Raw genomic sequence first — 26,189 nt, forward strand, 5'->3', positions numbered from 1 at the left:
GTCCGGTGCGGTGGGTGCGGCTGCGCCGCGGGGCGGCGCCCGGCGACGGAGGTGGCGGAGGTGGCGGCGGGCGCGGCGGGCGCGGCGTCAGCGGCAGATGGCCAGCGCGTCCAGGGCGACCGCGCCCTGGCCGCGGGGGAGCACCATCAGGGGGTTGATGTCCAGCTCGGAGAGTTCGTCGCCGAACTCCAGGGCCATCCGCTGGATCCGCAGGATGACCTCCACCAGCGCGTCCACGTCGGCCGGGGGCGCGCCCCGTACGCCTTCCAGGAGGGCGTGGCCGCGCAGTTCCGTGAGCATCGCCCGGGCCTGGTCCTCGCCGAACGGCGGGACGCGCACCGCCGCGTCGTGCAGGACCTCGACGAGGACGCCGCCCAGCCCGACGGTGACGGTCGGGCCGAAGAGGTCGTCCTGGGTGACCCCGACGACCATCTCCACACCCCGCTCCACCATCTGGCACACGAGGATCCCGTCGAGCGGGACGTTCTCGTAGCGGGCGATGTCGGTCAGCTCCCGGTAGGCGTCGCGGATCTGGCTGGCGGAGGTCAGGCCGATCTTCACCAGGCCGAGTTCGGTCTTGTGGCCGAGCTGCGGGCCGGAGGCCTTCATCACCACCGGGTAGCCGACCAGCCCGGCGGCGCGTACGGCCGCCGCCGCGCTCGTCACCAGCTGCTCGCGGGGCACGCGTATCCCGTAGGCGCGCAGGAGCTGTTTCGCGGCGTGCTCGCTGAGCTGCTGTCCCGGCCGCATGAGGGCCTGCGCCTTGCGGTACGAGGGCGACGGCGTGCGCGGCGCGTCCTCGAAGGGGGAGCGGTAGCGGGTGGTGAAGCGGTGGTGGCCGAGGTAGGCGCGGACGGCGGTGATGCAGTTGCCGAAGGTCCGGAAGGTGGCCACGCGGGAGGAGCCGAGGAGGGTGGTGCGGTAGGCGTCCTCGGTGCCGACCGGGGATCCCCAGATCACGCAGATCAGCTTGTCGGTCTGCTCGGCGGCGTCCACCAGGTCCTGGGCGAGCTTGTCGCTCATCGGGGGGAAGGGGCCGGTGATCGGACAGATGAGGACGCCCACCGACGGGTCGGCGAGGATCGCGTCGATGATCTTCCGGCCGCGCCAGTCGCCGACGGGGTGGCCGCCGTTGTCGACGGGGTTGGCGACGTTCAGGTACGGCGGGATCCACTGGTGGAGTTCGTCCTGCTTGGCCTGCGAGAGGGTGGGCAGGGTCAGGCCCGCCTCGGTGGCCAGGTCGGAGAAGTGCGCCCCGGTGCCGCCGGAGATGGAGTAGACGACGACGCCGTCGGCCCGGGGCCGGCGGGCCCGGGCGAGGAGGGCGGCCGTGTCCTGGAGTTCGTCCAGGCCGTCGACGCGGATCACGCCGAACTGGCGCATGGCGGCGTCCACGACGGTGTCGGCTCCGGTCAGCTTCCCGGTGTGGGAGGCGGCCATGCGGGCGCCGGTCTCGGTGCGGCCGACCTTGACGGCGACGACGGGGACGCCGTTGCGGGCGGCCCGGTCGGCGGCCAGGAGGAAGGACCGGCCGTCCTTGAGGCCCTCGACGTAGCAGGCGATGGCGCCCACCTCGGGCTGCTCGGCGAAGTAGGAGATGAAGTCGGAGGTCTCCAGATCGGCCTCGTTGCCGGTCGGCGCCCAGTGGGAGAGGCGGATGCCCAGTTCCTGGAGGGTGTAGACGGGCCGGCCCTGGTGCCCGGACTGGGTGATCAGGGCGATCGCCGGGCCGTCGAGGTCGTCGCGGAACTCCTCGAAGGCGTTGAGGTTGGTGTTGGGGCCCAGCAGGCGCAGTCCGGAGCGCCGGACCGCGGCGGCGAGGCGTTCCTGGGCGGCGGCCCCTTCGCCGCCGGTCTCGGCGAAACCGGAGGCGAAGGCGACGGCGAACTTCACCTTGGTGTCGGCGAGTTCCTCGATGACGGGCAGTGGGTCGGAGACCAGCAGGACGGCGAGGTCCACCTGTTCGGGCAGGTCGGCGACGGAGGCGTGGCAGGCCAGCCTGAAGACGGTGGGGCGGGTGGGGTGCACGGGGTGGATCCGGGCGCCGACGCGGTCCGCCCAGGCGATGAGCTGGCGCGTGATGCCGGTGTTGGGCCTGCCCTCGGCGTCGGAGGCGCCGATGACGGCCACGGACTCGGGCCGGAAGAACCGGTCCAGGTCGGGCACGTCGGCGTGCAGCGGCCGTCCGCTGACGTCCACGGGGACGGCGTCGTCGGCGGAGGGCGCCGCCGACGAATGGACGGCCGTCCTGGGGGTCTCCCCGCAGGCCTCGACCCGTGCGCGGAAGTCGGTGGTGAGGGTGCCGTGAGTAGATCCAAGCATCGTTCCGCCCGCTCCTGCTCGATGAACCTCGATGGAACTCAATAACTGACGTGTAGTCAGATTACTGAACTGACGTGCCGTCAGGAACAGTGCTGCGCAGGAAAGCTGGTGGAGGTGATGTGGTGAACGGTGACAGACTCCGAAGGAGCGGGTCCAGAGTGCACTTCCGGCCGAGATCGCCCGCCCCGCGGTCCGGACCGGCGCGCCCGCCGCCCGCCGGCTCTGGAAGTTCTTCCGCGGCGGTGTGATCATTCACCCATGACTGCTGTCCGAAAGGCCCATGCCGCGTAAGCGGCCCAGCGCGGTTCGCGCGCAACGAGCACTACCCCTGCAGAGGTACACGGGTGCCGGCGGCTGCTGGTACGCCGAGCCGCCCAGACCGTGGCCCACCCGGATCGACCGGCTCTCCCCCCGGACGGTCGCCGCGATCCACCGCGAGGAATGCCGGCGCCCGTACGACGAGGGGCTCTGGCCCGGGGCGACCCGGACCGCTCTCGACACCTGCCGCTACTTCCTCGCCCTGCCGGGCCGCCGGCTGTACCTGCGGCGGGACTACTGCGCCTGCGAGTCGTGCGACCTGCGCAACGACATCGCCGTGGCCCGGGACCTCCTCGACCTGGTCGCGAGCAGGCTTCCGCCCTGGCCGCGCCGGGAACTGGCCGCCCGGCTGGCCGTACTGGACGAGGAGCTGTGGCGCCGGACCGTGCCCGACCCGTTCGCCCACCGGCAGCCGCACCGCAGGGGCGCCTGGTGGCACCAGCGGCTGTACGACCTGGACCACCTCCTGTGACCCGCCGGACGGCGGGCCGGTGCGCCCGGTTCAGGAGCCGGACGTCCGCCGGGCCACCGCCTTGGCGATCTTCTCCGCGTCCCGGGCCATCTCCCGGAACATCCCGCTGATGGGGTTGGTGAAACCGGTGAAGTACAGGCCGTCGGCCCCCGCGGCGGCGCGGGCGCCGTGCGTACGGGGCCGGCCGCGCCCGTCCAGCACCCCGAGGTGGCCGACCAGCCCCTCCAGCCGGCGGTGGTAGCCGGTGGCCGCCACGACCACGTCCGGGGCGATCCGCGAGCCGTCCGCGAGGACCACCTCCGGCCCGTCGAAGGACTCCACGGCGGCCACCGGCTCCACCGAGCCGGAGCGCACCGCGTCGATCAGGCCCACGTCCTGCACCGGGATCGCCCCCTGCTTGACCCGGCTGTAGAGGCCGGTCGAGGGGCGCGGGAGCCCGTACGCCGACAGGTCCGGGACGGAGGCCCGGGCCACGAGCGCGCCCAGCCGGTCCACGAGCCGCACCGGCAGCCGCCGGACGAGGATCCCGCTGCGCTGGGCCGGCCAGCCGGCCGTGGAGCGGCGCATGAGGTGCGGGGCGGTGCGCACGGCGAGCCGCACCCGGGCCGCGCCGCCCTCGGCGAGGTCGACGGCTATCTCGGCGCCGGTGTTGCCGACGCCGACGACGAGGACGTCCTGACCGGCGAACGGCTGGGGGTTGCGGTAGTCGGCGGCGTGCAGCAGCCGGCCGCCGTAGGACTCCCGGCCCGGCCAGTCGGGCAGCCTGGGCGTGTGGTTGAAGCCGGTGGCGACGACGACGGCCGCGGCGGTCAGCACCCGCCCGCCGCTGGCGTGCAGGGTCCAGCCGCCCTCGTCGCCGGGGTCGGGCTCGATCCGGGTCACCTCGACGCCGGTGACGAGCTCCAGCTCGTGGAACTCGGCGTACTTCTCCAGGTAGCGCACGACGTTGTCGCGGGAGACCCAGCGACCGAACCGGCGCGGCATCGCCAGGCCCGGGAGGGCGGACAGCCGGCGCGTGGTGTGCAGGTGCAGCCGGTCGTAGTGGCGCCGCCAGGACGCGCCGACGGTGTCGGACTTCTCGACGACCACGGTGCGGATCCCGCGTGCGCGCAGCGCGGCGGCCGCGGCGAGGCCGCCGGGGCCGGCCCCGATGACGTACACGGGGCGGGGCTGGGTGGTCATGTCGACTGCTGGTGTGGGGACTGCGGGCATGAGGTGTGATCGTATCGCCACGCTGGGTTGATGGGTCTCGGACAAGGAGGGAATCGATTGCGGATCGGTCACGGGCGGGGCCGTCGACGGCGGGCGCGCGGGAGCCGTGGCGGACCGGGGCCTTGCGGGATCGGCCCGCATCCGCTGAACTGACGTACCGTCAGATCAGTGGAGAGGGGTGGGGGCTGCCGATGCAGACCATCTGGCTCAGTGGGGCGGAATGGCTCGCCGTGCTCCGGATAGGCCTCGGCCTGTGGTGGCTGGAGAGCTGGCGGCACAAGGACAAGAAGGGCTGGTTCGAACGCGGCACCGGCATCGCGTGGGCCGCCGACGTCGCGAACAAGCACCGCTGGACCTTCGTCAAGGGCGGCTTCCAGCTGGTCGTCGCACCCCGGCCGAAGGCGATGGCGTACATCGTCGTCTACGCGGAACTCGCCCTCGGCCTGGGCCTGGTGTTCGGCTTCCTGACCCCGGTCGCCCTGATCGGCGGACTCCTGCTGAACCTCCTCTACCTCGTGCTGATGATCCACGACTGGGCGGAGCAGGGGCAGAACGCGATGATGGCGCTCATCTCGCTCGTCGCGCTCCTCGCCATGTCCTGGCAGACCTGGTCCCTCGACGCGGCGATCGGACTGTTCCTGTGAGTGGCGCGCGGTACGACCTCCCGGAGGTCGACGACTTCACCCGGCCCTACTGGGCCGCGGCCGCCGAGGGCCGGCTCCTGCTGCGCAGGTGCGCCGACTGCGGGCGGGCGCACCACTACCCGCGCGAGTTCTGCCCGTTCTGCTGGGCCGGCGAGGACCGGGTCGCCTGGGAGGAGGCGAGCGGCCGGGCCACCCTCTACACGTGGTCGGTGATCCACCGCAACGACCTCCCGCCCTTCGGCACCCGCGTCCCCTACACGGCCGCCGTCGTCGACCTGGCCGAAGGCCCGCGGATGATGACCGAGGTGGTCGACTGCGAGGCGGCCGGCCTGCGCATCGGCATGCCCCTGACGGTCACCTTCCGCGAGGCGGTGGACGGGGTGCGGGTCGCGGTGTTCCGGCCCGCTCAGGGCCAGAGCAGCTCGCGCAGCCAGGAATCGTCGGCAGTGCGCCGGTAGCGCAGGCGGGTGTGCCGGCGGGCGGCATCACCCTGGAAGAACTCCACCTCGGCGGCGTCCAGCACGTACCGCGTCCAGGTCGGAGCCGGCGCGTCCGGCTCCGCCCCGGCCCGCTCCCAGGCGGCCTCCGAAGCCCGCACCAACTCCTCCACGGAGCCCAGCACCTCGCTCTGACGCCCCGTGAGCGCGGCCGCCAGCGCACCCCGCGAACGGACCGCCAGGTCCGCGCGGCTCTCTTCCGGACCGCAGGCCGTGACCCGACCCCTGATCCGGACCTGCCGGCCCACCGACGGCCAGTAGAAGCCGAGCGCCGCCTCCGGGTGCGCGGCCAGCTGCACCCCCTTGGCGCTCGTGACGTGCGAGGCGAAGTGCCAGCCCCGTACGTCGGCGTCGTGCAGCATCAGCGTCCGCACGTCGGGCCGGCCCTCACCGTCCACCGTCGCCAGGCTCATCGTGTGCGGCTCGGCCTGGCCCGCCCGCGCGGCGTGGACGAGCCACTCCCGGAACAGGGCCACGGGCTCGGCGGGGGCGGCCTCCGTGTCGAAGCCTGGCAGGGGGGAGTCCCACACCCGCAGGGAGTGCAGGGTGGAGTGGAAGGCGTCACCGGCTGCGCTCGCGGTCGTCTCGCTGCTCATGCGGCCATCGAACACCATGATCCCTCCCCCGCGACCGATGAGTTTCCGCACCGGGGACGGTCTACCTCTCACAGGCATGGCATCGACGAAGGAGACACAGCATGTCCGAGCAGGTCAAGGGCCCCGCCAGCTACTTCCCTTCCATCGAGAAGAAGTACGGCCGCCCGATCGGTGAATGGCAGGACCTGATCCGCTCGTCGCCCCTGACGAAGCACATGGAACTGGTCGCCTGGCTGAAGACGGAACACGGACTGGGCCACGGTCACGCCAACGCCCTCGTCGCCCACACGCTGGCGGGAGGCAAGTAGCGGCGTAGGCCGATCGGTGCGTCCGGGCTACTGCGCGGTGGTGATCTTGGCGGGGCGCATAACGATACAAAGGCACTCAAGGTTCTGCAAATGCTCGGATGGGCCGGCTGCGTTATTTCGCATCAGGTGAGCCCCCATAGAGGTGATTGCAATCCGAGTAGAACCAAAGCGTTGGCGAGCGGTGGCGGCACTGGCCGTCACCGTTGCCATGACGTGGACGCCGGCGCTGGCACAGGCGATGCCGATCCAGGCACCGGCGAAACCCCGGGCCGCGACGACCCCCGCCAAGGGCCCGGCGAACGCCCAACGGGCCCGGCAGACACCCTGGCCGTGCAACGGCCAGATCATGGTCGTCAGCGGGCCGAGCGCCGTCCAGCTCTACACCGGCGCCCCGGGCGCGGGCACGATCACCTTCTCCCCGGTGGGCCCGTCCCAGCCGCTCTACAACGCGATCGGCATCGCCCCGTCGACCAACATCATGTACGGGTTGCAGGGAGGGACGCAGAACCTGATCGAGATCAACCCGGACGGATCGACGGTCACCCTCGGCGCGGTCGCCGGACTGCCCGCGCAGACGGCCCCGTACGCCGCGGGCGGGTTCGACGGGAACGGGAACTACTGGGTCACGCAGGCCGGCAGGCCGGCGATCTACCGGATCGACGTGGCCACCGCCACGCTCGCCCAGACCCTCAACGTCTCCCAGACCGTCCGGGTCTCGGACCTCACCTTCGCGAACGGCTTCTTCTGGGGTGCGGAACCCGCGGGGGCGATCGTCAGGATCGATCCCGCCACGGGGACGACGACCAACTTCACCGGAACACTCCCGGCCGCTCCCAACTACGGGGGCATGTTCACCTACGGCAACGGCGACCTCGGGTTCGTCTCCAACGGCGGCAACCTGTACCGCGTGCAGGTGGTGAACCCCGCATCGGCCACCCCGACGTTCACCCTGCTGTCCACACAGGCGTCGCCGACCCAGTTCGCGAACCTGGACGCCACCTCCTGCTTCGCCTCCAGCGTGGACCTGCGGATGACGAAGACCGGTCCGGCTCGCGTGGTCCCGGGCGGGGCGATCTCGTACTCCATGACCGTGACGAACGACGGCCCCGACGCCTCTTCCGGCTACACCGTCACGGACACCATTCCGCCCGGCCTGGAGAACGCCGCGACGACCACCCCCGGGTGTTCGATCACGGCCGGCAGGCTGTCGTGCACCTCGGGAGCCCTCGCGAGCGGTTCCGGCAACACCATCTCCCTGACCGGCACCGCCGCGGCCGGCGGTGTCACGTCGATCGCCAACACCGCCGAGGTGACCGGCAACGACCGCGACCCCAACGCGGCGAACAACCGCTCCACGGCCACCACGACCGTGGCCCCGGTCACCACTCCCGTGATCACCTCGCCCGCGAACGGCAGCACGCTGACCGACAACACGCCCACGTTCACGGGCACGGGCGGCGCGGGTGACACGGTGACCCTGACGGAGTCGGGCACCACGGTCTGCACCGCCACAGTCGGCGCGAACGGCGAGTGGAGCTGCACCCCGACCACCGCCCTGTCGGACGGCCAGCACACGGTCCTCCCGACGGCGACCGACCCGGCGGGCAACCGGGCCGAGGGCGCACCGGTCAGCCTGACGATCGACGCCACCGCTCCCGTGGCCCCGGTGATCACCAGCCCTGCCGACGGCAGCACACTGACCGACAACACGCCCACGTTCACCGGTACCGGTACCGCGGGCGACACGGTGACCCTGACCGAGTCGGGCACCACGGTGTGCACCGCGACGGTGGGTGCGAACGGCGAGTGGAGCTGCACCCCAACCACCGCCCTGTCGGACGGCCAGCACACGGTCCTCCCGACGGCGACCGACCCGGCGGGCAACCGCACCGAGGGCGCGCCGGTCAGCCTGACGATCGACACGCAGGCCCCCACGGCCCCCGTCATCACCAGCCCTGCCGACGGCAGCACGCTGACGGACAACACGCCGACGTTCACGGGCACGGGCGATGCGGGTGACACGGTGACCCTGACGGAGTCGGGCACCACGGTGTGCACCGCCACAGTGGGCGCCAACGGCGAGTGGAGCTGCACCCCCACCACGGCCCTGTCCGACGGTCGGCACACGGTCCTCCCCACCGCGACCGACCCGGCCGGCAACCGCACCGAAGGCGCGCCGATCAGCCTGACGATCGACACGCAGGCCCCCACGGCCCCGGTGATCACCTCTCCGGCCGACGGCAGCACACTGACCGACAACACCCCGACGTTCACCGGCACCGGTACCGCGGGCGACACGGTCACCCTGACCGAGTCGGGCACCACGGTCTGCACCGCCACAGTCGGCGCCAACGGCGAGTGGAGCTGCACCCCCACCACGGCCCTGTCGGACGGCCGGCACACGGTCCTCCCCACCGCCACCGACCCGGCCGGTAACCGGACCGAAGGCGCTCCGATCACGGTCACGATCGACGCCACGGCCCCCGGGGCTCCGGTGATCACCTCGCCTGCCGATGGCAGCCTGCTGACGGACAACACGCCGACGTTCTCAGGCACGGGCGATGCGGGTGACACGGTCACCCTGACGGAGTCGGGCACCACGGTCTGCACCGCCACAGTGGGCACGAACGGCCAGTGGAGCTGCACGCCCACCACGGCCCTGTCCGACGGCTTGCACACGGTCCTCCCCACCGCGACCGACCCGGCCGGCAACCGCACCGAAGGCGCGCCGATCAGCCTGACGATCGACACGCAGGCCCCCACGGCCCCGGTGATCACCTCGCCCACCGACGGCAGCACACTGACGGACAGCACACCCGCCTTCTCGGGTACCGGTACTGCGGGTGACACGGTCACGCTGACGGAGTCGGGCACCACGGTCTGCACCGCCACAGTGGGCACGAACGGCCAGTGGAGCTGCACCCCCACCACGGCCCTGTCGGACGGTCGGCACACGATCCTCCCCACCGCCACCGACCCGGCAGGCAACCGCACCGAGGGCGCGCCGATCACGGTCACGATCGACACCCAGGCTCCCACCGCGCCCGTCATCACCTCTCCGGCCGATGGCACCTCGTCGACCGACAACACACCCACGTTCACCGGCACCGGTACTGCGGGCGACACGGTGACGCTGACCGAGTCGGGCACCACGATCTGCACCGCGACGGTCGGTGCCAACGGTCAGTGGAGCTGCACCCCCACCACCGCCCTGACAGCCGGTCAGCACACGATCGTCCCCACGGCGACCGACCCGGCCGGCAACCGCACCGAAGGCGCGCCGATCACGCTCACGATCAGCACCACCGCCCCCACGGTCCCGGTCATCACCACCCCCGCGAACGGCAGCACCATCAGGGACTGCCAGGCGGCCGGGCCGAACGCCACGGAGCGTGCGGAACAGCCGGGGTGCACGCTGCCCTTCGCCGGAACCGGCGTTCCGGGAACCCGGATCACCGTCTTGGAAGGCCGGAAGGTCATCTGTACGGCCAGGGTGAACGCCAACGGGCAGTGGGCGTGCAAGGGACGTGTTGCCGGCACCAACGGCCAGCACACCTTCGTCGCCGTCACCACGAGCGCGAACGGCGCGACGGTTCGCAGTGAGCCGGTGACCGTGACCATCCAGTCGCGGAACCGCCCCCACCACAAGGGTTGGCCGCCCCACAAGGGATGGCCGCACCACCGCCCCCACGACGCATGAGGTGACCGCACGACGGGTCCGCCGTGAGTACCGGCGTACCTGAACTCGCAACGCCGCTGCGGCCCGCACCCACCAGGTGCGGGCCGCAGCGGCATTGTGCCCCCGGCCCCCCGGCCCCCCGGCCCCCCGACCCGCGAGGCCTGCTGACGCCGTCGGGCAGGAGCGCGTAGCGATCTGGTGCGCTCCGGGCGCTGCCCGGGCAGCGCCGACACCGCGCCCCTGAATCTGAGACCGGCTCGTTCTTTTGGGGTTTTCCGCCGGTCCTTGCAGTTCCGGGGCGGGACGGGCGGTCAAGGGTGGCCGAAGGCCATCGCAACGCGACGCGACGCAGGAGCGCCCTTGAGGGACCGGCACGACCCGGAAAACCATCGGACGGACGGGAAAACCCCCAGAACAACTCCGACCCCCGCCCCGGCGAAACACCGCTCCTCCACCCCCGCTGCCCCGCTGCCCCGCCGCCCCGCTAAACCGCTAACCCCGCCCCAGCAGGACCGTCCCCGAGGAGCAGAACCAGCCGCCCGTGCCCGACGTGAGGGCCACCTCGGGGAGGCGGCCGCCGGGTTTGGTCACCTGGCCCGCCCCGGCCTCGCCGCGCAGCTGACGCACGGCCTCGACCAGGAGGAACAGCCCGCGCATGCCGGGGTGGCAGGCCGACAGGCCGCCTCCGTCCGTGTTGACCGGTAGCTCCCCGTCGCGCAGCAGCCGGCCCTTCTCCACGAAGGCCCCGCCCTCACCCTTCGCGCAGAAGCCGAGGTCCTCCAAGGTCACCAGCGTCATGTACGTGAAGGCGTCGTAGATCTCCGCGAGGTCCACGTCCGCGGGGGTCAGACCCGCCTGCTCGAAAGCGATGCGGCCCGAGACGGCGGCGGGGGACACGGTGAAGTCCTCCCACTCCGACATGGTGGTGTGGGAGACGGAGGTGCCCGCCCCCAGGATCCACACCGGGGCCTTCGCGGTGTCGGGTACGTAGTCCTCCGCGGCCAGGAGCACCGCGCAGCCGCCGTCCGAGCGGATGCAGCAGTGCAGCTTCGTGAAGGGGTCGGCGATCATCTCGCCGGACAGGACGTCCTCGACGGTGATCGGGTCGCGGAACATCGCGTCGGGGTTGGTCGCCGCGTTCGCCCGGGCCTGTACGGCGACCGAGGCGAGCTGCTCCAGGGTCGTTCCGTACTGGTGCATGTGGCGGCGGGCGGCCATGGCGTACTTGGAGATCAACGTGTGGCCGTACGGGACCTCGAACTGCAGTGGTCCCCGCGCCCCGAAGGAGAGGTTCGACGTGCGGCGCCGGGCCTTGATGTCGGCGCGAGCCGTGGAACCGTAGACCAGCAGGACGGCGTTGGCGTGTCCGGCGGCGATCGCGTCCGCCGCGTGCGCGGCCATGACTTCCCAGGTCGAGCCGCCCACGGAGGTGGAGTCGACCCAGGTGGGGCGCAGGCCGAGGTACTCGGCCACCTCGACCGGGGCGAGCGTGCCGAGGCCGGCCGAGGCGAAGCCGTCGACGACGGAGCGGTCCAGGCCGGAGTCGGCCAGGGCGCGGCGGGCGGCCTGTGCGTGGAGGGCGTAGGGGGTGGGGCCGTCCACCCGGCCGCAGTCCGAGAGGGCGACGCCGACCACCGCGACCCGCCGACGGGGGCGGGGGGTGGTTCCAGGTGTGAGTCCAGGCATACGAGGACGGTACATCTGACGTATCGTCAGATACCAGCCCCCGACCCACCCCACCCCCACGCAACGCGCACCCACGCCCCCCCTCAAGCGACGCGCCCCCAAGCAATCCGCCCCCAGGCGGCGCGCCCCCCAAGCAGCCCCCCCAAGCGATCCGCCCCCCAAGCAACCCACCCCCGTCACCCCCTGTGCATCTGTCGCCCGCCGCCCTAACATGACGCCCCGTCAGAAACGCCCCCTCGGCTGCCGCCGGGAGGCGCCCCCGGGAGGAGCCCGACGATGGATGCCGCCTTCACCGCGGAGCAGGACGAGATACGGCGCACCCTGCGCGAGATCCTGGGCAAGCGTTGCGGCCCCGACGAGGTCAAGGCCGCGGTCCGCACCGCCGACGGGTACGACCGCGAGCTGTGGCAGCAGCTCTCCCGACAGCTCGGGCTGCCGGGTATCGCCGTCGCCGAGGAGTACGGCGGGGTCGGCTGCGGACCCGCCGACCTGGCGCTGGCCTGCGAGGAGACCGGCCGGGCGCTGCTGCCCTCACCGCTGCTGGCCACCGCCGCGCTGTGCGCGCCGCTGATCGCCGCCCTCGGCACCGACGCCCAGTGCTCCGCGCTCCTGCCTCCGCTGGCGTCGGGCGGGCTGACCGCCGCCCTCGCCGTCCCCGGCCCGGCACTGGCCACCGCCCTCGCGCTGACCGGCGAGGACGCCGCCGGCCAGTGGTCCGGCGGCGGCCGGGCCGGCGGGGTCCAGGCCCGCGCCGACGCCGACGCCGACGCCGCCGGTGGCGGCTGGCGGCTGTACGGGGAGGCCGCCCAGGTGCTCGACGGGCACAGCGCCCCGCTGCTGCTGGTCGCCGCGCACACCGGCGGCTTCGCGCGCAGCCGTACGCTGCTGTTCCTCGTACGGGAGGACGCGCCCGGCCTCGTACGGTCCCGGCAGACCGTGCTCGACGAGACCCGCCCGCAAGCCCGGATCCAACTGCGCGACGTGCCCGCAGAGTTGCTCGGCGATCCGGCTGCGCAGGCGCAGGAGGCCGACGTACTCGGTGCACTCGCCGCCACCGGGCGCACCGCCTCCGCCGTACTCGCCGCCGAGGCGGTCGGGGCGGCCGGCCAGGCGCTCGCGCGCACCGTGGAGTACGTACGCCAGCGCGAGCAGTTCGGCCGGGCGATCGGCTCCTTCCAGGCGGTCAAGCACCGGCTGGCCGACCTGTACGTCCAGGTGCAGGCGGCCCGCTCGGCGGCCTACTACGCCGCCTGGGACCCGGATCAGGGCGGCCTCGCACTCGCCCAGGCCCTGGAGGCGCTGCGGATGACGGCGGGGGAGGCGATCCAGCTGCACGGCGGCATCGGCTTCACCTGGGAGCACGACGCTCACCTGTACTTCAAGCGGGCGGCCTCCGACGAGCTGCTGTTCGGCCCGGTGCACCGGCTGCGGGCGCACGCCGCCGACCGCGCGGGCCTGTTCGGACCGGCACCCGCACCCGCACCCACCTCCGCACTCACACCCACCACTGCGGAAGGCGCCTCGTCCGCACAAGAGAAGGTGACCGTCTGATGGCTCGCACGGCTCGCACGGCTCGCACGGCTCGCACGGCTCGCATGGCTCCCGGCGTCAAGCTGATGCAGAAGGTCTCCTCGACCATGCTGTTCGCCAAGATCGCACCGCACTTCATTCCCGCCATGGACAAGGCGGTGCACCGGCTCACCCGCGGCAAGGTCATGCTGAGCGCGCAGATGCTGCCGGGCGTGATCCTCACCGCCAAGGGCGCGAAGACCGGCGAACCGCGCACCACGCCGCTCGCGTGCATGCCGGAGGACGGCGGGACGAGCTGGATCCTGATCGGGTCCAACTTCGGCCGCCCCGGGCACCCGGCATGGACCGGGAACCTGCTCAAGCACCCGGACGCGGACGTGAGTTGGCAAGGCGAGGACATAGCCGTACGGGCCCGGCTGCTGGCGGGTGAGGAGCGCGCGGCGGCGTGGCAGGCGGTGTTGAGGTTCTGGCCGCCGTACGCGACGTACCAGGCGCGCATCGAGCGTGAGATCCGGCTGTTCCGCCTGGAGCGTCGCTGATCTCGGGCGGACCGTGGCGCAACCCCCCGGACGGGGAGCCGGACGGGGAGCCGGCCGGGGCGGCGGCGGACCCGGAGTGGGTCCGCCGCTACTTGGTCGGCTTCTTGCCCGTGATGCCGAGGTGGACGAGCAGGGCCAGGTTCGGCTTGAGCTCGGCCTGCTTGACGCCCCAGGTCTGGAAGCCCTTCTGGTGCGAGGCGACCGCGGCCAGCATCGCGACCAGGGAGCCGGCCATCGCGGCGGGGCTGACGTCCTTGTCGACCTTGCCCTTGGCCTGGAGCTCCTTCACCGATTCCGTCAGGGAGTTGGTGACCGAGTTCAGGATCTTCATGCGGATCTTGTAGAACCGCTTGTCGCCCTCGGCCGCGCCGAGGTCGACCACGCGCAGGATCGCGTCGTTGCGACGCCAGAACTCCAGGAAGCCGTCGACGAGTTCCTCGGCGGCTGACCAACCGGACTTGCCGACCCAGGTCCGGCCCTCGACGAGCGACGTCAACTGCGCGCCCTCGGTGGCCATTTGTTCGGCGATCTCCAGGACGGCGCCCTCGACGTCCGGGAAGTACTGGTAGAAGGTCGCGGGGGAGGTACCGGCCTTGCGGGCGACGTCGATCACCTTGACGTCGCGGTACGGCGAGGAGCTGAGCATCTCGCTGAGGCAGTCGAGCAGCTTCTGCCGCGTCGCCTGGCCGCGCCGGCCGGCGACACGCCCGTCGACGGTGCGTACTTGTCCTGTCATGCCGTCAGCTTACCGAGGGGTGATCGGCGCGCTATTCGGCCGCCTGCAAATGGGGTTACGGGGTCCCTGGCCTGGGCGGTAGCCCCGTCCCGGGGCGGCCGCGGAGGGGATTTCCGGCCGGATGCGCCCCGTAGTGAAGCCGATGCCGCTCCGTAACCGCCACCGCAGCCGGCCCGCGGTCGCCCCGCAGCCGTCCCACAGCCGCCCCGCGTCCGCCCCGCAGTCGTCCCGCGTCCGCCCCGTCGTCACGGTCAGGGCGTGTCGCCCCGTTCCGCGAGCTTTCCCCCGAATAGTCTTATCAACAGGCTGTGGACAAGTTTTCGGGCAGATCATGGCTGGGAGAGCCGGACGAGGTGGGAGGGTACACACCCCCGCAGAACGGAAGGAACCGGGGCCATGGCCGCATTCGTGGAGGGCGCACCCTGCTGGGTGGACGCCTCGCTTCCGGACGTCGAGGCGGGCAAGCGGTTCTACGGCGAACTCTTCGGGTGGACCTTCGCCGACAGCGCGGGCGCCGAGTACGGCCACTACACGCAGGCCTACAGCCGGGGCCGCAACGTCGCCGCGCTCGCCCCCAAGCCCGACGGCCGGATGCCCACGGTCTGGGGCGTCTACCTCTACACCACCGACGCCTACGCCTGCGCCCAGCGGATCCGGGCCGCCGGCGGCCAGATGGTGATGGACCCGATGCCGGTCGGCCCGTACGGCACGGCCGCGATGGCCGCGGACCCCGGCGGGGCCGTCTTCGGGCTGTGGCAGCCCGGCACCCACCACGGCTTCGAGGCCCAGCAGGAGCCGTTCACGTACTGCTGGAGCGAGGTCTACACCCGGGCCCGCGACGCCGTGGACGTCTTCTACGCGAAGGTCTTCGGCTACGTCCCGCAGGACCAGGACGACGCCGGCGTCGAGTACCGCATCTGGTCCCCGCCCGGCAAGGCACCCGGCACGGACACCGCCGTACTGGGGCGCAGCCTGATCACCGACGCCTTCCCGGAGATCATGCCGGCGCACTTTCTCGTCTACTTCGCCGTCCCGGACTGCGACCGGGCGGTGGCGACGGCCCGGCGGCTCGGCGGCCGGGTCACCGCGGACCCCTTCGACACCCCCTACGGGCGGATCGCGGTCGTCGCGGACAATCAGGGGGCGGTCTTCGGGCTCCTCTCGGAACCCCGCACCGAGACGGACGCGTAACCGCCGCGTACGCACCGCCGTCACGCACCACCCGACGCCCTGCCGAGCCCGTCACTCGACACCCCGCCGAGCAGATCACACCGCGCTGCTCGCCGTGCCGGGGCCGGACCCGGCCCGGGCCTGACAGAATCGGGGTTGCGCGACCCGGGCAGCGCCCCGGAATGAGACGCTGCACGGGGCACGGCCCCGTGCCGGTGGGAGCGGGCCCGGTGAGTGGCCCGTACGGGGAGGTGTGGAGGCGAGTGGTGGAGCAGCTGACGCAGCACGACCCGAGACGGATCGGCCCCTTCGAGGTGCTGGGACGGCTCGGCGCCGGCGGCATGGGGCTGGTCTATCTCGCGCGGTCCGCGTCCGGACGGCGGGTCGCGATCAAGACGGTGCGCACCGAGCTGGCCGAGGACCAGCTCTTCCGCGTCCGCTTCACCCGCGAGGTGGAGGCGGCGCGTGCCGTGTCCGGCTTCTACACGGCGGCCGTGGTCGACGCCGACCCGCGGGCCGCCGTGCCGTGGCTGGCCACCGCGTACGTCCCGGCGCCCTCCCTGGAGGAGATCGTCAACGAGTGCGGGCCGATGCCCGCCCAGGCCGTACGGTGGCTCGCCGCCGGCATCGCCGAGGCCCTGCAGTCCATCCACGGCGCCGGGCTGGTGCACCGCGACCTCAAGCCGTCGAACGTGCTCGTGGTCGAGGACGGCCCGCGCGTGATCGACTTCGGCATCGCGAGCGGTGTCTCGAACACCCGCCTGACCATGACGAACGTCGCCGTCGGCACCCCCGCCTACATGTCGCCCGAGCAGGCGAAGGACTCGCGCAGCGTCAAGGGCGCCAGCGACGTCTTCTCGCTCGGCTCCACCCTCGTCTTCGCCGCGACCGGACACCCGCCGTACCACGGGGCGAACCCGGTGGAGACGGTCTTCATGCTGCTGCGCGAGGGGCCGAACCTGGAGGGCCTCCCGGAGGAGCTGCGGCCGCTGATCGAGTCCTGCATGCAGATGGACGCCTCGCTGCGGCCCACCCCGGCCGACCTGCAGGCGCAGCTGGCCCCGCACCTCTTCGACGGCGGCGACGACAGCGGCACCGCCTCGGCGTGGCTGCCGGGCCGGGCCGTCGCGATGATCGAGGCCCGGCGCGCGGGGAACCGTACGCCCGCCGCGGCCGTGCCCGCGCCCGGCCGCGACGGCCGGGGCGGCGGTGGCGGCGGCGCAGCGGCCCGCGGTCCGGTGTCCGAGCAGGCCACGCACCGCCGTCCGCGGGGTGCCGAGGGCTGGGTGGACCCGCGTACCGGCCAGGCCGTGCCGCAGCGCCCGCACCACCCGCCGAGGTCCCCGGTGCCGTCGGGCGAGCCCGTGCGCCTGGGCGGCTCGCCGGTGCCGATCGGGCCCGGCCCGTTCGCGACGGCCGCGGCGTCGGCGTCGCACACCCCGGCCTCGGATGCGGCGACCGGCTGGGTGCGTCCGCCCGACGGGTCCGCCCCGGCCCATGCCACCGGGCCGGTCACCCCGTCCGTCCCGGGCCCCGGCGCGTCCCCGGACAGCGGCCGCTGGCGTCCGTGGCGCTTCCGCATGTCGAACGAGGTCTGGGGCACCCCGGCCGTCGCGGGCAACCTGCTGTACGTGACCTCCTTCGAGGTCCACGCCCTGGACGTGGCCAGCGGCCGCCGCCAGTTCAAGACCCGCGACGTCGCCTGGTCGATGGCGGTCGCCGACGGCCGGATCCACGCCTCCGACGGGCCCTCCCTCTACGCGCTCGACGCCTCCGACGGCTCCGAGCGGTGGCGGCTGTCCACCGACGCCTGGGTGTACGCCCTGCGCGCCGAGCGCGGCACGGTCGTCACCGCCACGCGCGGCGGCGGCGTACAGGCCTGGGAGGGGTCCAGCGGCCAGAAGCTGTGGGAGCTGACGGGCGCGCAGAGCGACTTCGAGACCCCGGAGGCGGCCCCCGTCCTCCACGAGGGCACGGTGTACGTGTGGCAGGACGCGCGGCTGCGCGCCCTGGACGCCCGCAGCGGCCGCGAGGCCTGGTCGTACCCGATCGGCGACGCCGGATCCTGCGGGAACGTGCCCGTCCGGGTCACGCCCGCCCCCGACGGCAACGTGTACGTCGCGGCCGGCACCCGGGTGCTCTCGGTGGACCGGGCCTCGGGCCGGGTCCGCTGGCACTTCGAGGCCCCCGCGGTCTTCCTGGCGCCCCCGGCGTTCGCGCCGGGCGCGGCCGTCACGGGCGGCGGCGTCTACCTCGCCGACTACCTGGGCACCGTCTACGCCCTGGACGCGGCCACCGGCCAGGACCGCTGGCGGATCGCGACGGAGTCGCGGCAGTCCTCCGACCCGGTGCTGGTGGTCGGCGGCAACGTCCACCTGGGCGCGGGCAGCGCGCTCTACACGCTGGACGCGGTCACCGGCACGCCGAAGTGGCGGTTCGCGGCGGGCGGCGAGATCACGGGCCTGCCCGCGGTCGCGGACGGCCGGGTGCACTTCGGATCGGCCGACCACTGCCTGTACACGCTGGACGCGGCGGGCGGCCAGCTCCGCTGGAAGCTGGCCACGGGCGGCGAGATCACGGGGGCCCCGGTCGCGGAGGCGGGCGTGGTGTACGCGTGCAGCAAGGACCGCTGCGTGTACGCCCTGGACGCGGCGAAGGGCACGGGCACCCGTACGAGCGGGTGACCCGGCAGGGGCCGGGTCCGGCCCCGCCGGGTAGCGCACCGCACCGGGAGTGACAGGATGGACCCCATGAGCAACGTCTACTTCGACATCACCATCAACGGCGCCCCCGCCGGCCGCATCGTCTTCAACCTCTTCGACGAGGTCGTCCCGAAGACGGCGCGCAACTTCCGTGAGCTGGCCACCGGCCAGAACGGCTACGGCTACGCCGGCTCGGGCTTCCACCGCGTCATCCCCCAGTTCATGCTGCAGGGCGGTGACTTCACCAACCACAACGGCACCGGCGGCAAGTCCATCTACGGCGAGAAGTTCGAGGACGAGAACTTCCAGCTGAAGCACGACCGCCCGTACCTGCTGTCGATGGCGAACGCCGGCCGCAACACCAACGGCTCGCAGTTCTTCATCACCACGGTCGTCACCTCGTGGCTCGACGGCAAGCACGTCGTCTTCGGCGAGGTCGTCGAGGGCCAGGAGCTCGTCGACCAGATCGAGGCCCTGGGCTCCCAGTCCGGCGCCCCCAAGGGCAAGGTCGAGATCGCCGCGTCCGGCGTCGTCGAGGCCTGATCCCACCCGTACCCGGGTCCACACCCGTGTGGCACGGCCGGAGGCCCCACCCCGTCGCGGGGTGGGGCCTCCGCCGTGCGGCTCGGCGGCGTCGGCGCGCCGCCCCGGTCACGGCGTGCGGACGCCGCGCCAGGTCCATCCTGCGCCGAGGACGGCCGAGCGCAGGGGGTCCTTCATGTCCCTCGTGACGTTCACGTCGAACGTCACGGTCTTCTGCCGGCGCCCGTCGGGCCCCTTCTCGTAGGTCCACTGCTTGTGGGCCCAGCGGATGGGCCCCTTGCCGTGGCCCTTGCCCACGGTCCGGCCGGGCGCGGGTCCCGCGCGGGTCACCGTCCGCTGCTCGTCCGCGGCCCGTACCTCGCGCTCCTCGGCGAGCAGGCGCAGGGAGATCCTGAACGTCCGCTCCACCTGCTCGCGGCCGAGCCCGGAGCCGGTGGCCGGTTCCAGGCACGTCCACTCCGCGATCAGGTCGACGCCGCCGCCGGCCTCGCGGACGCTGAACGGCGCTCCCGTCCCGTTGAGGGCGAGCAGCGCGGTCCGCAGCTCCTGTGTGGGAATGGCCCGGGTGCCCGGGGCGGGGTACCGGGTCCCCCTCCACTTGTCCCGGAGGCGGCCCACCTCTAGTTCCCTTCCCCGCCGGCGCTCGGAGCCGGCGGCCCCGGTTCGCCGTGCAGCCGCATGTCCACCTGTGCGCCGGCGCTGCCCGCCTGTCGGCGGTCTCCCGCCCGGCCGGAATTCCCTGCCATGTCGTGCCTCCCCCGTCGGAAGGCCCTGATCATAAACATGGCAATTGTCCGCGGGCCAAGCAGACTTGCCGCCCTCACCGACCCGGCTCGACCGACTCCGGACCGTGCTCACCTCACCCGCGGCTCCGGGGCCGTGCGGCGGTTCGTGAAGAGTTCCGCCTGCTGTTCCGGCCGCAGGTTGCCCAGGGCGATCAGCGCCGGGGCCTGCGCGAGGGCCTGCTGGAGGGCGGCCTGCTTCGCCGACCACAGGGCCCGTACGGTGCCCTGCACGGCCTCCGTCGGGAAGCCGGCCAGGGTCTGCGCCGCCCGCAGGGCCGCCGGGAGCAGCCCGTCCGGCGCAGCCAGTTCCGAGACCAGGCCGATCTCGTGGGCCCGGCGCGCGGAGAGCCGTTCGGCCGTGCCCATCAGGGACATCCGGGCGGCCTCGCCGAACGGCATGCGCTGCGCCATGTACACGGCCTCGTAGGCGCTGACCATCCCGTACGTGGTGTGCGGGTCGAAGAAGGTGGCCGTCTCCGAGGCGATGAGGAACTCCGACTCGCCCAGCAGGTAGAAGGCCCCGCCGCAGGCCATGCCGTTGACGGCGGCGATCACCGGCTTCCACAGGTCGCAGGACTTCGGGCCGATCGCGATCAGCGGGTCGTCGGCGGAGTAGGGGGAGGCGGGCTGGGGCACGTCGACGCCGCGGTCGATGCCCGTGCAGAAGGCGGCCGTCCCGGCGCCGGTCAGCACGACCGCCCGTACCTCCTCGGCGAACCGGAGCTCGCGCCACGCCTCGCCCAGTGCGGCGGCGGTGGCAAGGTCGACGGCGTTGTGCCGGTGCTGCCGGTCCAGGGTGACCACCGCGACGCCGGTCGCCTTGTCCCGCTCCACCCGTAGCGTCACGACTTCTCCAGGAGCCAGCGCGGCACCGCCATGCCGCCCGTCTCGGTGAAGACCACGTGGACCCGCGCGCCGATGCGCAGCCGGGCCGGGTCCATCGAGTCGAGGGGGGCGTCGGCGGAGGTGACCAGGTTCCCGGCGAGCCGGATGTGCGGGGCGTCGGCGAGCTCCACGAGGATCACGTTGTACGGAGCCTGCGCGGCATAGGCGGGCAGCAGCGGCGGGTGCGGCCGGACGTAGGACCAGATGCGGCCGCGGCCGCTCATGCGGCGCCACTCGCTGTCGAAGGACCGGCAGTGCGGGCAGCAGGGGCGGGGCGGGAAGCGGAGCCTGCCGCACGCGGTGCAGGCCTGGACGCGCAGTTCGCCGCGGGCGGCGTACTCCCAGAAGGGGGCGCCGTCCTCGTCGGGGACGGGCAGCAGCAGGGCGTCCGCGGACGGGGCGGCTTCGGACAGGGCGTCCGCGGACGGGGCGGGTCCGGACAGGGCGTCCGCGGACGGGGCGGCTCCGGACGCGGCGGCTTCGGGGGCGGTGGTCATCGGTCGGTCAGCTCCTCAGCAGGATCGCGGACGTCGGGACGCCTTCGCCCGCCGTCACCAGGCAGGTGGCGGCGTCCGGCACCTGGGCGGTGGAGACGCCGCGCAGCTGTTTGACGCCCTCGTTGATCAGGTTGAAGCCGTGGACGTACGCCTCGGACAGGCCGCCGCCGCCGGTGTTGATGGGGAGCCGGCCGCCCAGTTCCAGGGCCCCGCCCTCGGTGAAGGCGGCGCCCTCGCCGCGGCCGCAGAAGCCGTAGCCCTCCAGGGAGAGCGGGATGAGCGGGGTGAAGGCGTCGTATATCTGGGCGACGTCGACGTCCTGCGGGCCGAAGTCGGCCTGCTTCCACAGGTGGCGGGCGGCGGTCCAGGCGGGCCCGGACAGGGGGTCGTCGTTCCAGTAGTTGACCATGCCGTGGTGCTGGGAGGGCAGGCCCTGGGCGGCGGAGTGGACGTAGACGGGCTTGTGGCGGCAGTCGCGGGCCCGTTCGGCGGAGACGATCACGCAGGCGAGCGCCCCGTCGGTCTCCAGGCAGTTGTCGAAGAGGCAGAGCGGGTCGCTGATCATGCGGGAGGTCATGTACATCTCGCGGGTCAGCGGGCGTTCGTACATCATCGCGGCGGGGTTCTCGTTGGCCCGGTTGCGGCAGGCCATGGCCACGTTGAAGAGGTGGTCGCGGGTGGCGCCGTACTCGTGCATGTAGCGGCGGGCCAGCATGCCGATCTCGTCGGCGGGGCGCAGCAGGCCGAAGGGCCGGGTCCACTGGCCGGGGGTGGGCAACTGGACGGCGGTGTTCTTCCAGGGGCGCGGGCCGGAGCCGCGTTTGCGGGAGCGCCAGGCGACGCCGACGGTGGCCTGGCCGGTGGCGACGGCGGCGGCGAGGTGGCCGACGGTGGCGCAGGAACCGCCGCCGCCGTAGCCGATCTTGGAGAAGAAGGTGACGTCGCCGGCGCCGATGGCCTTGGCGACCTCGACCTCGTCGGTCTCCTCCATCGTGTAGGAGGAGAAGGCGTCGACCTCGCCGGGGTCGATGCCGGCGTCGGCGAGGGCGGCCAGGATCGCCCGGCAGGCCAGTTCCTTCTCGGACTGCGGCAGATGTTTGGCAAAGGCGGTCTGGCCGATGCCGACTATCGCCGTAGCGTCCTTGAGCGTTGCCGCCATCGCCACCTCCGGGGAGTGCGCCAGTACTGACAGCCGCGAAGGCTACAGCTAATCTGACGGATAGTCAGCTACTGGGTTCGCGGGAGGGTGGCACGCATGGGCGACGACGGGCTGCGCGAGGACGTACGCCGGGACGCGCGCGGGGACGCGTGCGAGGGTGCGCGCGCGGGCGTGGGCGAGGACGCGCGCGGGGACCTGCGCTGGGGCACCGTCGCGGGGCTCGTCCGGGCGGCCGCGGCACGGTACGGCGACCGCGAGGCCGTCGTCGACGGTCGGGTCCGGATCACCTACGCGCAGCTCGGGGAGCGCGTCGAACGTGCCGCGGCGGCCTGCGTCGCCGCCGGGGTGGAGCCCGGCGACCGCGTGGCCGTCTGGGCGCCCAACACCCTGGACTGGATCGTCTCCGCGCTCGGCGCCGTCTCGGCGGGCGCCGTCCTCGTCCCGCTCAACACCCGTTTCAAGGGCACGGAAGCGGCGTACGTCCTGCGGCGCAGCCGGGCCCGGCTGCTCTTCGTCACCGGCACCTTCCTCGGCACCTCCTACGTGGCCTCCCTGCGCCGGGCCGCCGCCGAGGGGCCCGGGCGCGGGCCCCTGCCGGGGCTGCCGCACCTGGAGCAGGTCGTCGTCCTCGCCGAGGACGCCCCCGACACCTTCCGCACCTGGAAGGACTTCCTCGCGGGCGGGGACCGGGTCACGGCGGGGGCGGTCCGCGAGCGCGCCGAGGCCATCAGCCCCGACGCCCCCTCCGACATCATCTTCACCTCCGGCACCACCGGCAGCCCCAAGGGCGCCGTCATCACCCACGCCCAGTCGCTGCGCTGCTACGACGTGTGGAGCGGGCTCGCCGGCCTGCGCGAGGGCGACCGCTACCTGATCGTGAACCCCTTCTTCCACACCTTCGGCTACAAGGCCGGGATCATCGCCTGCCTGATGCGCGGGGCGACGATGGTCCCGCAGTCCGTCTTCAACGTGGACACCGTCCTCGCCAACATCGCCGCGGAGCGGATCTCCGTGCTGCCCGGCCCGCCCACCCTGCACCAGTCCCTCCTGGACCACCCGCAGCGCGCCCACCACGACCTCTCCGCCCTGCGCCTGGTCGTCACCGGCGCGGCCGTGGTCCCGCTCCGGCTCGTCGAGCGCCTGCGCGAGGAACTGCACATCGCCACCGTCCTGACCGCCTACGGGCTCTCCGAGGCCGGCGGCATCGTCACCATGTGCCGCCGGGGCGACCCCGCCGAGGTCGTCTCGGCCACCTCGGGCCGGGCCATCCCGGACACGGAGGTCGCGGTCCTGGACGGCGGCGGGCGGCCCCTGCCGGCCGGGCGGGCCGGCGAGATCGCGGTCCGCGGCTACAACGTCATGCAGGGGTACTTCGAGGACCCCGACGAGACGGCCGCGGCGATCACCCCGGACGGCTGGCTCCTCACCGGGGACGTGGGCGTGCTGGACGGGGGCGGCAACCTGCGCATCACCGACCGGATCAAGGACATGTTCATCGTCGGCGGCTTCAACGCCTACCCGGCCGAGATAGAGCAACTGCTCGGACTGCACCCGGACATCGCGGACGTGGCGGTCGTCGGCGTCCCCGACCCGCGCCTGGGCGAGGTCGGCAAGGCCTACGCGGTCCGCCGCCCCGGCTCCACCCTCACCGCCGACGACCTGATCGCCTGGTCCCGCAGGGAGATGGCCAACTACAAGGTCCCGCGCACGGTGGAGTTCGTCACCGAACTCCCGCGCAACGCGAGCGGCAAGGTCCTCAAACGCGACCTCCGCGCCCGTCCCTGAAGGCTGACGGCCACGACTTCGAGGCTCCCGGCGCACTCCACCGGGGCTGTCACGCCCCGCCGTCGTGATCGTGCAGGCGCGATAAACCACCCCCGGGGGTCGGTGCCCTGCGGCCCCCGGGTCAGCGGGCGTAGGAGCCGATGCCCACCAGGCAGTACACGTACTGGTTGAGGACGATCGAGCCGCGCATGTAGCGGTAGGAGAAGGCGTACTGGGTCTTCGGGTTGTCGTTGCAGCTGTTCAGGTCCGAGGTGCCGGGGATGCTCTCGATCACCCGGTAGTGCGCGTCGGACGCCGAGCAGGGGACCTCCTCGACGCCGCTGACGCTGCGGGGCGTCGTGGAGTCCGGGAGCTGTCCGTTCAGGCAGGTGCCGCGGTCGAAGGGGCTCGGCTCGGGGCTGGGCTCGGCGCTCGGAACTGGGTCGTACGGGGTGGTGGCGGCGGCCTCGGGCGTCGATGCCCAGGGCGACGGGGTGGGGGAGGGGGTCCACGAGGACGACCAGGTGGGTGTCGCGTCGGCGGCGGGTTTGGAATCGTCCCCGTCGTCGCCGGCGCTGAGCGCGAAGTAGCCGATGACCAGCAGTGCGGCGACGGCCAGCCCCACCAGGCAGCCGCGCCCGCCGCCCGTTTGCGGGGCAGGGGCAGGGGCAGGGGCAGGGGCCGCGGCGGGCTGCTGCGCGACCGTGTCCGCCGCGGGCGGGGGAGTGATGCCGCCGGCCCCCGCGATCCACGCCGCCCCCGCACCGGACACGTGGATGCGTAAGCGCACCTCCTCGGAGCCGACGCGGACCTTGACGAGGTCGCCGTGCCGGCAGGGGGGTATGCGCAGGCGGACCGGGCCCGACGGCAGCTCCACGGGGAGGATCACACCGTGGGCGGCCTGCTGGGGAGTGATCGTGATGAGCATTTCCTGTGACGACACGGGCTGCTCCAGGGAGTGAGGGTGGTGCGCAGGCTGCCTGAGGGTTCCTCACGCATGGTGCCCGGTGTCCCGATGGTGACGCAGCCGTTCCGCCGACTCTCAGAGGCGGCGGGCCAGCACCAGCCGCCAGCGCGGTGCGCCGCCGGCCTGGCGCCCGAAGTGCTCCAGCGGGACCGTCTCCACCGTGAAGCCGGCCGCCCGCAGGTCGGCGCGCACCCCGCTCAGCGGGAAGGTCCGGTAGTACATGACGAACGGCGGCCGCCACACCGCGTTGCGCACCCGCATCGCGGCGTCGAAGCCCGTCACCGCCCACCACACCGGTGAACTCGGCGGGATCGGGGCGCCGATCGGGAAGGCGAAGACCCCGCCCTCGCGCAGCGCGGAGCGGACCCCCGAGAAGAGCGCGGGCCGCTCGGAGGGCAGGAAGTGGCCGAAGGCCCCGAAGCTGACCGCCAGGTCGTAGGAGCCGGCCAGGCCGGCGGGCAGGGCCCGCGCGTCGGCCCGTACGAAGTCCACCCGGTCGTCGCCGGTGTGGGTGCGCCCGGCTTCGGCGAGCATGCCCGCGCTGAGGTCCACCCCGGTGACCCGGTCCCGGCACAGCCGCCGCAGCATGCCGATACCGGCGCCCGTGCCGCAGCACACGTCCAGGCCGGCGCCGAAAGCGCCCTCCCGCTGGGCGAGGGTCTCCTCGACCGCGTCGAGCATCCGGTCCGGGGTGCGGAAGGGGGTGTGGTCGAACTTCGGCGCGAGCAGGTCGTAGCCCCGCTCGACGGAGGAGAGGCCCTGCACTGCCAGTTCGCGGACGCTCGGCCCGTGGGAGGAGAACACGCCCCCAGCCTATGCCGCGCCCGTCGGCCCGGCCGGGCTCCCGGACACACGTGTGCGGCGGTCGCGGTGGCTCCCCCTCCGGGCCACCGCGACCGCCGTCCCCCCGTTGCTCCCCCGAGCCCCCCGTTTCCCCCGTGGGCTCCCCCGTACGTCGTGCGGTGGTTACGGGCGCGGACCGGACGCGTGGTTGTCCAGCGTCTGGATCTCCTCACCCGCGGCCGGGTCCTCGGTCGTCGGCTTGATCTCGATGCCCGAGGCGTGGTTGTCCAGGGTCTCGATCTCGACGCCCGAGGCGTGGTTGTCGAGCGGCTTGATGGTGCCGTCGTTCGGCAGGATGTTCTCGTTCGTCGTCATCGGTTCTCCTGATGGATGGG

At 73.0% G+C, this 26,189-nt stretch carries 23 protein-coding genes; 11 read left to right on the forward strand and 12 right to left on the reverse strand.

Annotation, left to right across the window (positions count from 1 at the left end; translation table 11 throughout):
• Nucleotides 1-87 precede the first annotated feature (87 nt).
• A complete protein-coding gene (locus AB0O53_RS14735) occupies nucleotides 88-2,322 on the reverse strand; it encodes an acetate--CoA ligase family protein (RefSeq protein WP_365195785.1) in 2,235 nt (744 codons plus the stop codon).
• A gap of 280 nt (nucleotides 2,323-2,602) precedes the next feature.
• Between AB0O53_RS14735 and AB0O53_RS14740 the strand changes: the two genes are divergently transcribed.
• On the forward strand, nucleotides 2,603-3,112 hold the full coding sequence (locus AB0O53_RS14740) for a hypothetical protein (protein ID WP_365195787.1): 510 nt from the start codon (nucleotides 2,603-2,605) through the stop codon (nucleotides 3,110-3,112).
• Nucleotides 3,113-3,142: 30 nt separating this feature from the next.
• On the opposite strand, the gene AB0O53_RS14745 is transcribed toward AB0O53_RS14740, so the two are convergent.
• Nucleotides 3,143-4,324, reverse strand: a complete 1,182-nt coding sequence (locus AB0O53_RS14745) for a flavin-containing monooxygenase (protein ID WP_365195790.1) — start codon at nucleotides 4,322-4,324, stop codon at nucleotides 3,143-3,145.
• Nucleotides 4,325-4,515: 191 nt separating this feature from the next.
• Here AB0O53_RS14745 and AB0O53_RS14750 point away from each other — a divergent pair, with 191 nt between their 5' ends.
• Both AB0O53_RS14750 and AB0O53_RS14755 read left to right on the forward strand, forming a co-directional pair.
• Nucleotides 4,516-4,968 (forward strand): DoxX family protein, encoded by a 453-nt coding sequence (locus AB0O53_RS14750; RefSeq protein WP_350994559.1) that lies wholly within the window; start codon nucleotides 4,516-4,518, stop codon nucleotides 4,966-4,968.
• Nucleotides 4,965-5,426, forward strand: a complete 462-nt coding sequence (locus AB0O53_RS14755; protein WP_350994557.1) for a Zn-ribbon domain-containing OB-fold protein — start codon at nucleotides 4,965-4,967, stop codon at nucleotides 5,424-5,426. Before AB0O53_RS14750 ends, AB0O53_RS14755 begins: the two co-directional genes overlap by 4 nt.
• Here the strand turns inward: AB0O53_RS14755 and AB0O53_RS14760 are convergent.
• Complete coding sequence (locus AB0O53_RS14760; protein WP_350994555.1) at nucleotides 5,375-6,061, reverse strand: pyridoxine/pyridoxamine 5'-phosphate oxidase; 687 nt, start codon at nucleotides 6,059-6,061, stop codon at nucleotides 5,375-5,377. The two genes, AB0O53_RS14755 and AB0O53_RS14760, sit on opposite strands and share 52 nt — an antisense overlap.
• Before the next feature lie 101 nt (nucleotides 6,062-6,162).
• Here AB0O53_RS14760 and AB0O53_RS14765 point away from each other — a divergent pair, with 101 nt between their 5' ends.
• On the forward strand, nucleotides 6,163-6,369 hold the full coding sequence (locus AB0O53_RS14765; RefSeq protein ID WP_359129413.1) for a DUF4287 domain-containing protein: 207 nt from the start codon (nucleotides 6,163-6,165) through the stop codon (nucleotides 6,367-6,369).
• Between the two features lie 208 nt (nucleotides 6,370-6,577).
• Nucleotides 6,578-10,069: an Ig-like domain-containing protein gene (locus AB0O53_RS14770; protein WP_365195795.1), complete on the forward strand. Its 3,492-nt coding sequence runs from the start codon at nucleotides 6,578-6,580 to the stop codon at nucleotides 10,067-10,069.
• 471 nt (nucleotides 10,070-10,540) lie between these two features.
• Here AB0O53_RS14770 and AB0O53_RS14775 read toward each other — a convergent pair whose 3' ends face one another.
• The gene (locus AB0O53_RS14775) at nucleotides 10,541-11,734 is read right to left on the reverse strand and encodes a thiolase C-terminal domain-containing protein (protein WP_350994549.1); all 1,194 of its coding nucleotides are present in this window, start codon (nucleotides 11,732-11,734) and stop codon (nucleotides 10,541-10,543) included.
• Between the two features lie 276 nt (nucleotides 11,735-12,010).
• On the opposite strand from AB0O53_RS14775, the gene AB0O53_RS14780 reads away from it, so the two are divergent.
• On the forward strand, nucleotides 12,011-13,285 hold the full coding sequence (locus tag AB0O53_RS14780) for an acyl-CoA dehydrogenase family protein (RefSeq protein ID WP_365195798.1): 1,275 nt from the start codon (nucleotides 12,011-12,013) through the stop codon (nucleotides 13,283-13,285).
• A gap of 44 nt (nucleotides 13,286-13,329) precedes the next feature.
• Nucleotides 13,330-13,803, forward strand: coding sequence for a nitroreductase family deazaflavin-dependent oxidoreductase (locus tag AB0O53_RS14785; RefSeq protein WP_365196025.1), 474 nt, complete (start codon nucleotides 13,330-13,332; stop codon nucleotides 13,801-13,803).
• An 88-nt stretch (nucleotides 13,804-13,891) separates the two neighbouring features.
• On the opposite strand, the gene AB0O53_RS14790 is transcribed toward AB0O53_RS14785, so the two are convergent.
• Complete coding sequence (locus AB0O53_RS14790; protein ID WP_031150426.1) at nucleotides 13,892-14,539, reverse strand: TetR family transcriptional regulator; 648 nt, start codon at nucleotides 14,537-14,539, stop codon at nucleotides 13,892-13,894.
• 396 nt (nucleotides 14,540-14,935) lie between these two features.
• On the opposite strand from AB0O53_RS14790, the gene AB0O53_RS14795 reads away from it, so the two are divergent.
• The 3 genes from AB0O53_RS14795 to AB0O53_RS14805 all read left to right on the forward strand — a co-directional run bounded on the left by AB0O53_RS14795 (nucleotide 14,936) and on the right by AB0O53_RS14805 (nucleotide 18,954).
• Nucleotides 14,936-15,730 (forward strand): VOC family protein, encoded by a 795-nt coding sequence (locus AB0O53_RS14795; protein WP_350994544.1) that lies wholly within the window; start codon nucleotides 14,936-14,938, stop codon nucleotides 15,728-15,730.
• 245 nt (nucleotides 15,731-15,975) lie between these two features.
• Nucleotides 15,976-18,393 (forward strand): protein serine/threonine kinase AfsK, encoded by a 2,418-nt coding sequence (afsK, locus tag AB0O53_RS14800; protein WP_350994542.1) that lies wholly within the window; start codon nucleotides 15,976-15,978, stop codon nucleotides 18,391-18,393.
• A 66-nt stretch (nucleotides 18,394-18,459) separates the two neighbouring features.
• Nucleotides 18,460-18,954, forward strand: coding sequence for a peptidylprolyl isomerase (locus tag AB0O53_RS14805; protein WP_350994540.1), 495 nt, complete (start codon nucleotides 18,460-18,462; stop codon nucleotides 18,952-18,954).
• A gap of 108 nt (nucleotides 18,955-19,062) precedes the next feature.
• Here AB0O53_RS14805 and AB0O53_RS14810 read toward each other — a convergent pair whose 3' ends face one another.
• From AB0O53_RS14810 to AB0O53_RS14825, 4 genes are all read right to left on the reverse strand, one after another.
• Entirely contained in the window at nucleotides 19,063-19,572 is a 510-nt protein-coding gene (locus tag AB0O53_RS14810; protein ID WP_350994538.1) for a hypothetical protein, read from the reverse strand.
• Nucleotides 19,573-19,808: 236 nt separating this feature from the next.
• A complete protein-coding gene (locus AB0O53_RS14815; protein WP_350994536.1) occupies nucleotides 19,809-20,585 on the reverse strand; it encodes an enoyl-CoA hydratase/isomerase family protein in 777 nt (258 codons plus the stop codon).
• Nucleotides 20,582-21,007 carry a Zn-ribbon domain-containing OB-fold protein gene (locus tag AB0O53_RS14820; RefSeq protein WP_350994670.1) on the reverse strand — a complete coding sequence of 142 codons (426 nt, stop codon included), beginning with the start codon at nucleotides 21,005-21,007 and terminating at the stop codon, nucleotides 20,582-20,584. The genes AB0O53_RS14815 and AB0O53_RS14820 overlap by 4 nt, the downstream gene beginning before the upstream one ends.
• Before the next feature lie 121 nt (nucleotides 21,008-21,128).
• Nucleotides 21,129-22,280 (reverse strand): lipid-transfer protein, encoded by a 1,152-nt coding sequence (locus AB0O53_RS14825; protein WP_350994534.1) that lies wholly within the window; start codon nucleotides 22,278-22,280, stop codon nucleotides 21,129-21,131.
• A gap of 96 nt (nucleotides 22,281-22,376) precedes the next feature.
• On the opposite strand from AB0O53_RS14825, the gene AB0O53_RS14830 reads away from it, so the two are divergent.
• The gene (locus tag AB0O53_RS14830) at nucleotides 22,377-24,065 is read left to right on the forward strand and encodes a FadD3 family acyl-CoA ligase (RefSeq protein WP_350994532.1); all 1,689 of its coding nucleotides are present in this window, start codon (nucleotides 22,377-22,379) and stop codon (nucleotides 24,063-24,065) included.
• A gap of 121 nt (nucleotides 24,066-24,186) precedes the next feature.
• Here AB0O53_RS14830 and AB0O53_RS14835 read toward each other — a convergent pair whose 3' ends face one another.
• The 3 genes from AB0O53_RS14835 to AB0O53_RS14845 all read right to left on the reverse strand — a co-directional run bounded on the left by AB0O53_RS14835 (nucleotide 24,187) and on the right by AB0O53_RS14845 (nucleotide 26,169).
• Nucleotides 24,187-24,987: an LppU/SCO3897 family protein gene (locus AB0O53_RS14835; RefSeq protein ID WP_365195805.1), complete on the reverse strand. Its 801-nt coding sequence runs from the start codon at nucleotides 24,985-24,987 to the stop codon at nucleotides 24,187-24,189.
• 99 nt (nucleotides 24,988-25,086) lie between these two features.
• Nucleotides 25,087-25,815 (reverse strand): class I SAM-dependent methyltransferase, encoded by a 729-nt coding sequence (locus tag AB0O53_RS14840; protein ID WP_350994528.1) that lies wholly within the window; start codon nucleotides 25,813-25,815, stop codon nucleotides 25,087-25,089.
• A gap of 162 nt (nucleotides 25,816-25,977) precedes the next feature.
• Nucleotides 25,978-26,169, reverse strand: a complete 192-nt coding sequence (locus AB0O53_RS14845; protein WP_350994526.1) for a hypothetical protein — start codon at nucleotides 26,167-26,169, stop codon at nucleotides 25,978-25,980.
• Between the last annotated feature and the right edge of the window lie 20 nt (nucleotides 26,170-26,189).

Origin of the sequence: Streptomyces erythrochromogenes (assembly GCF_040684695.1) — a bacterium.
Taxonomy (GTDB): Bacteria; Actinomycetota; Actinomycetes; order Streptomycetales; family Streptomycetaceae; genus Streptomyces; species Streptomyces erythrochromogenes_C.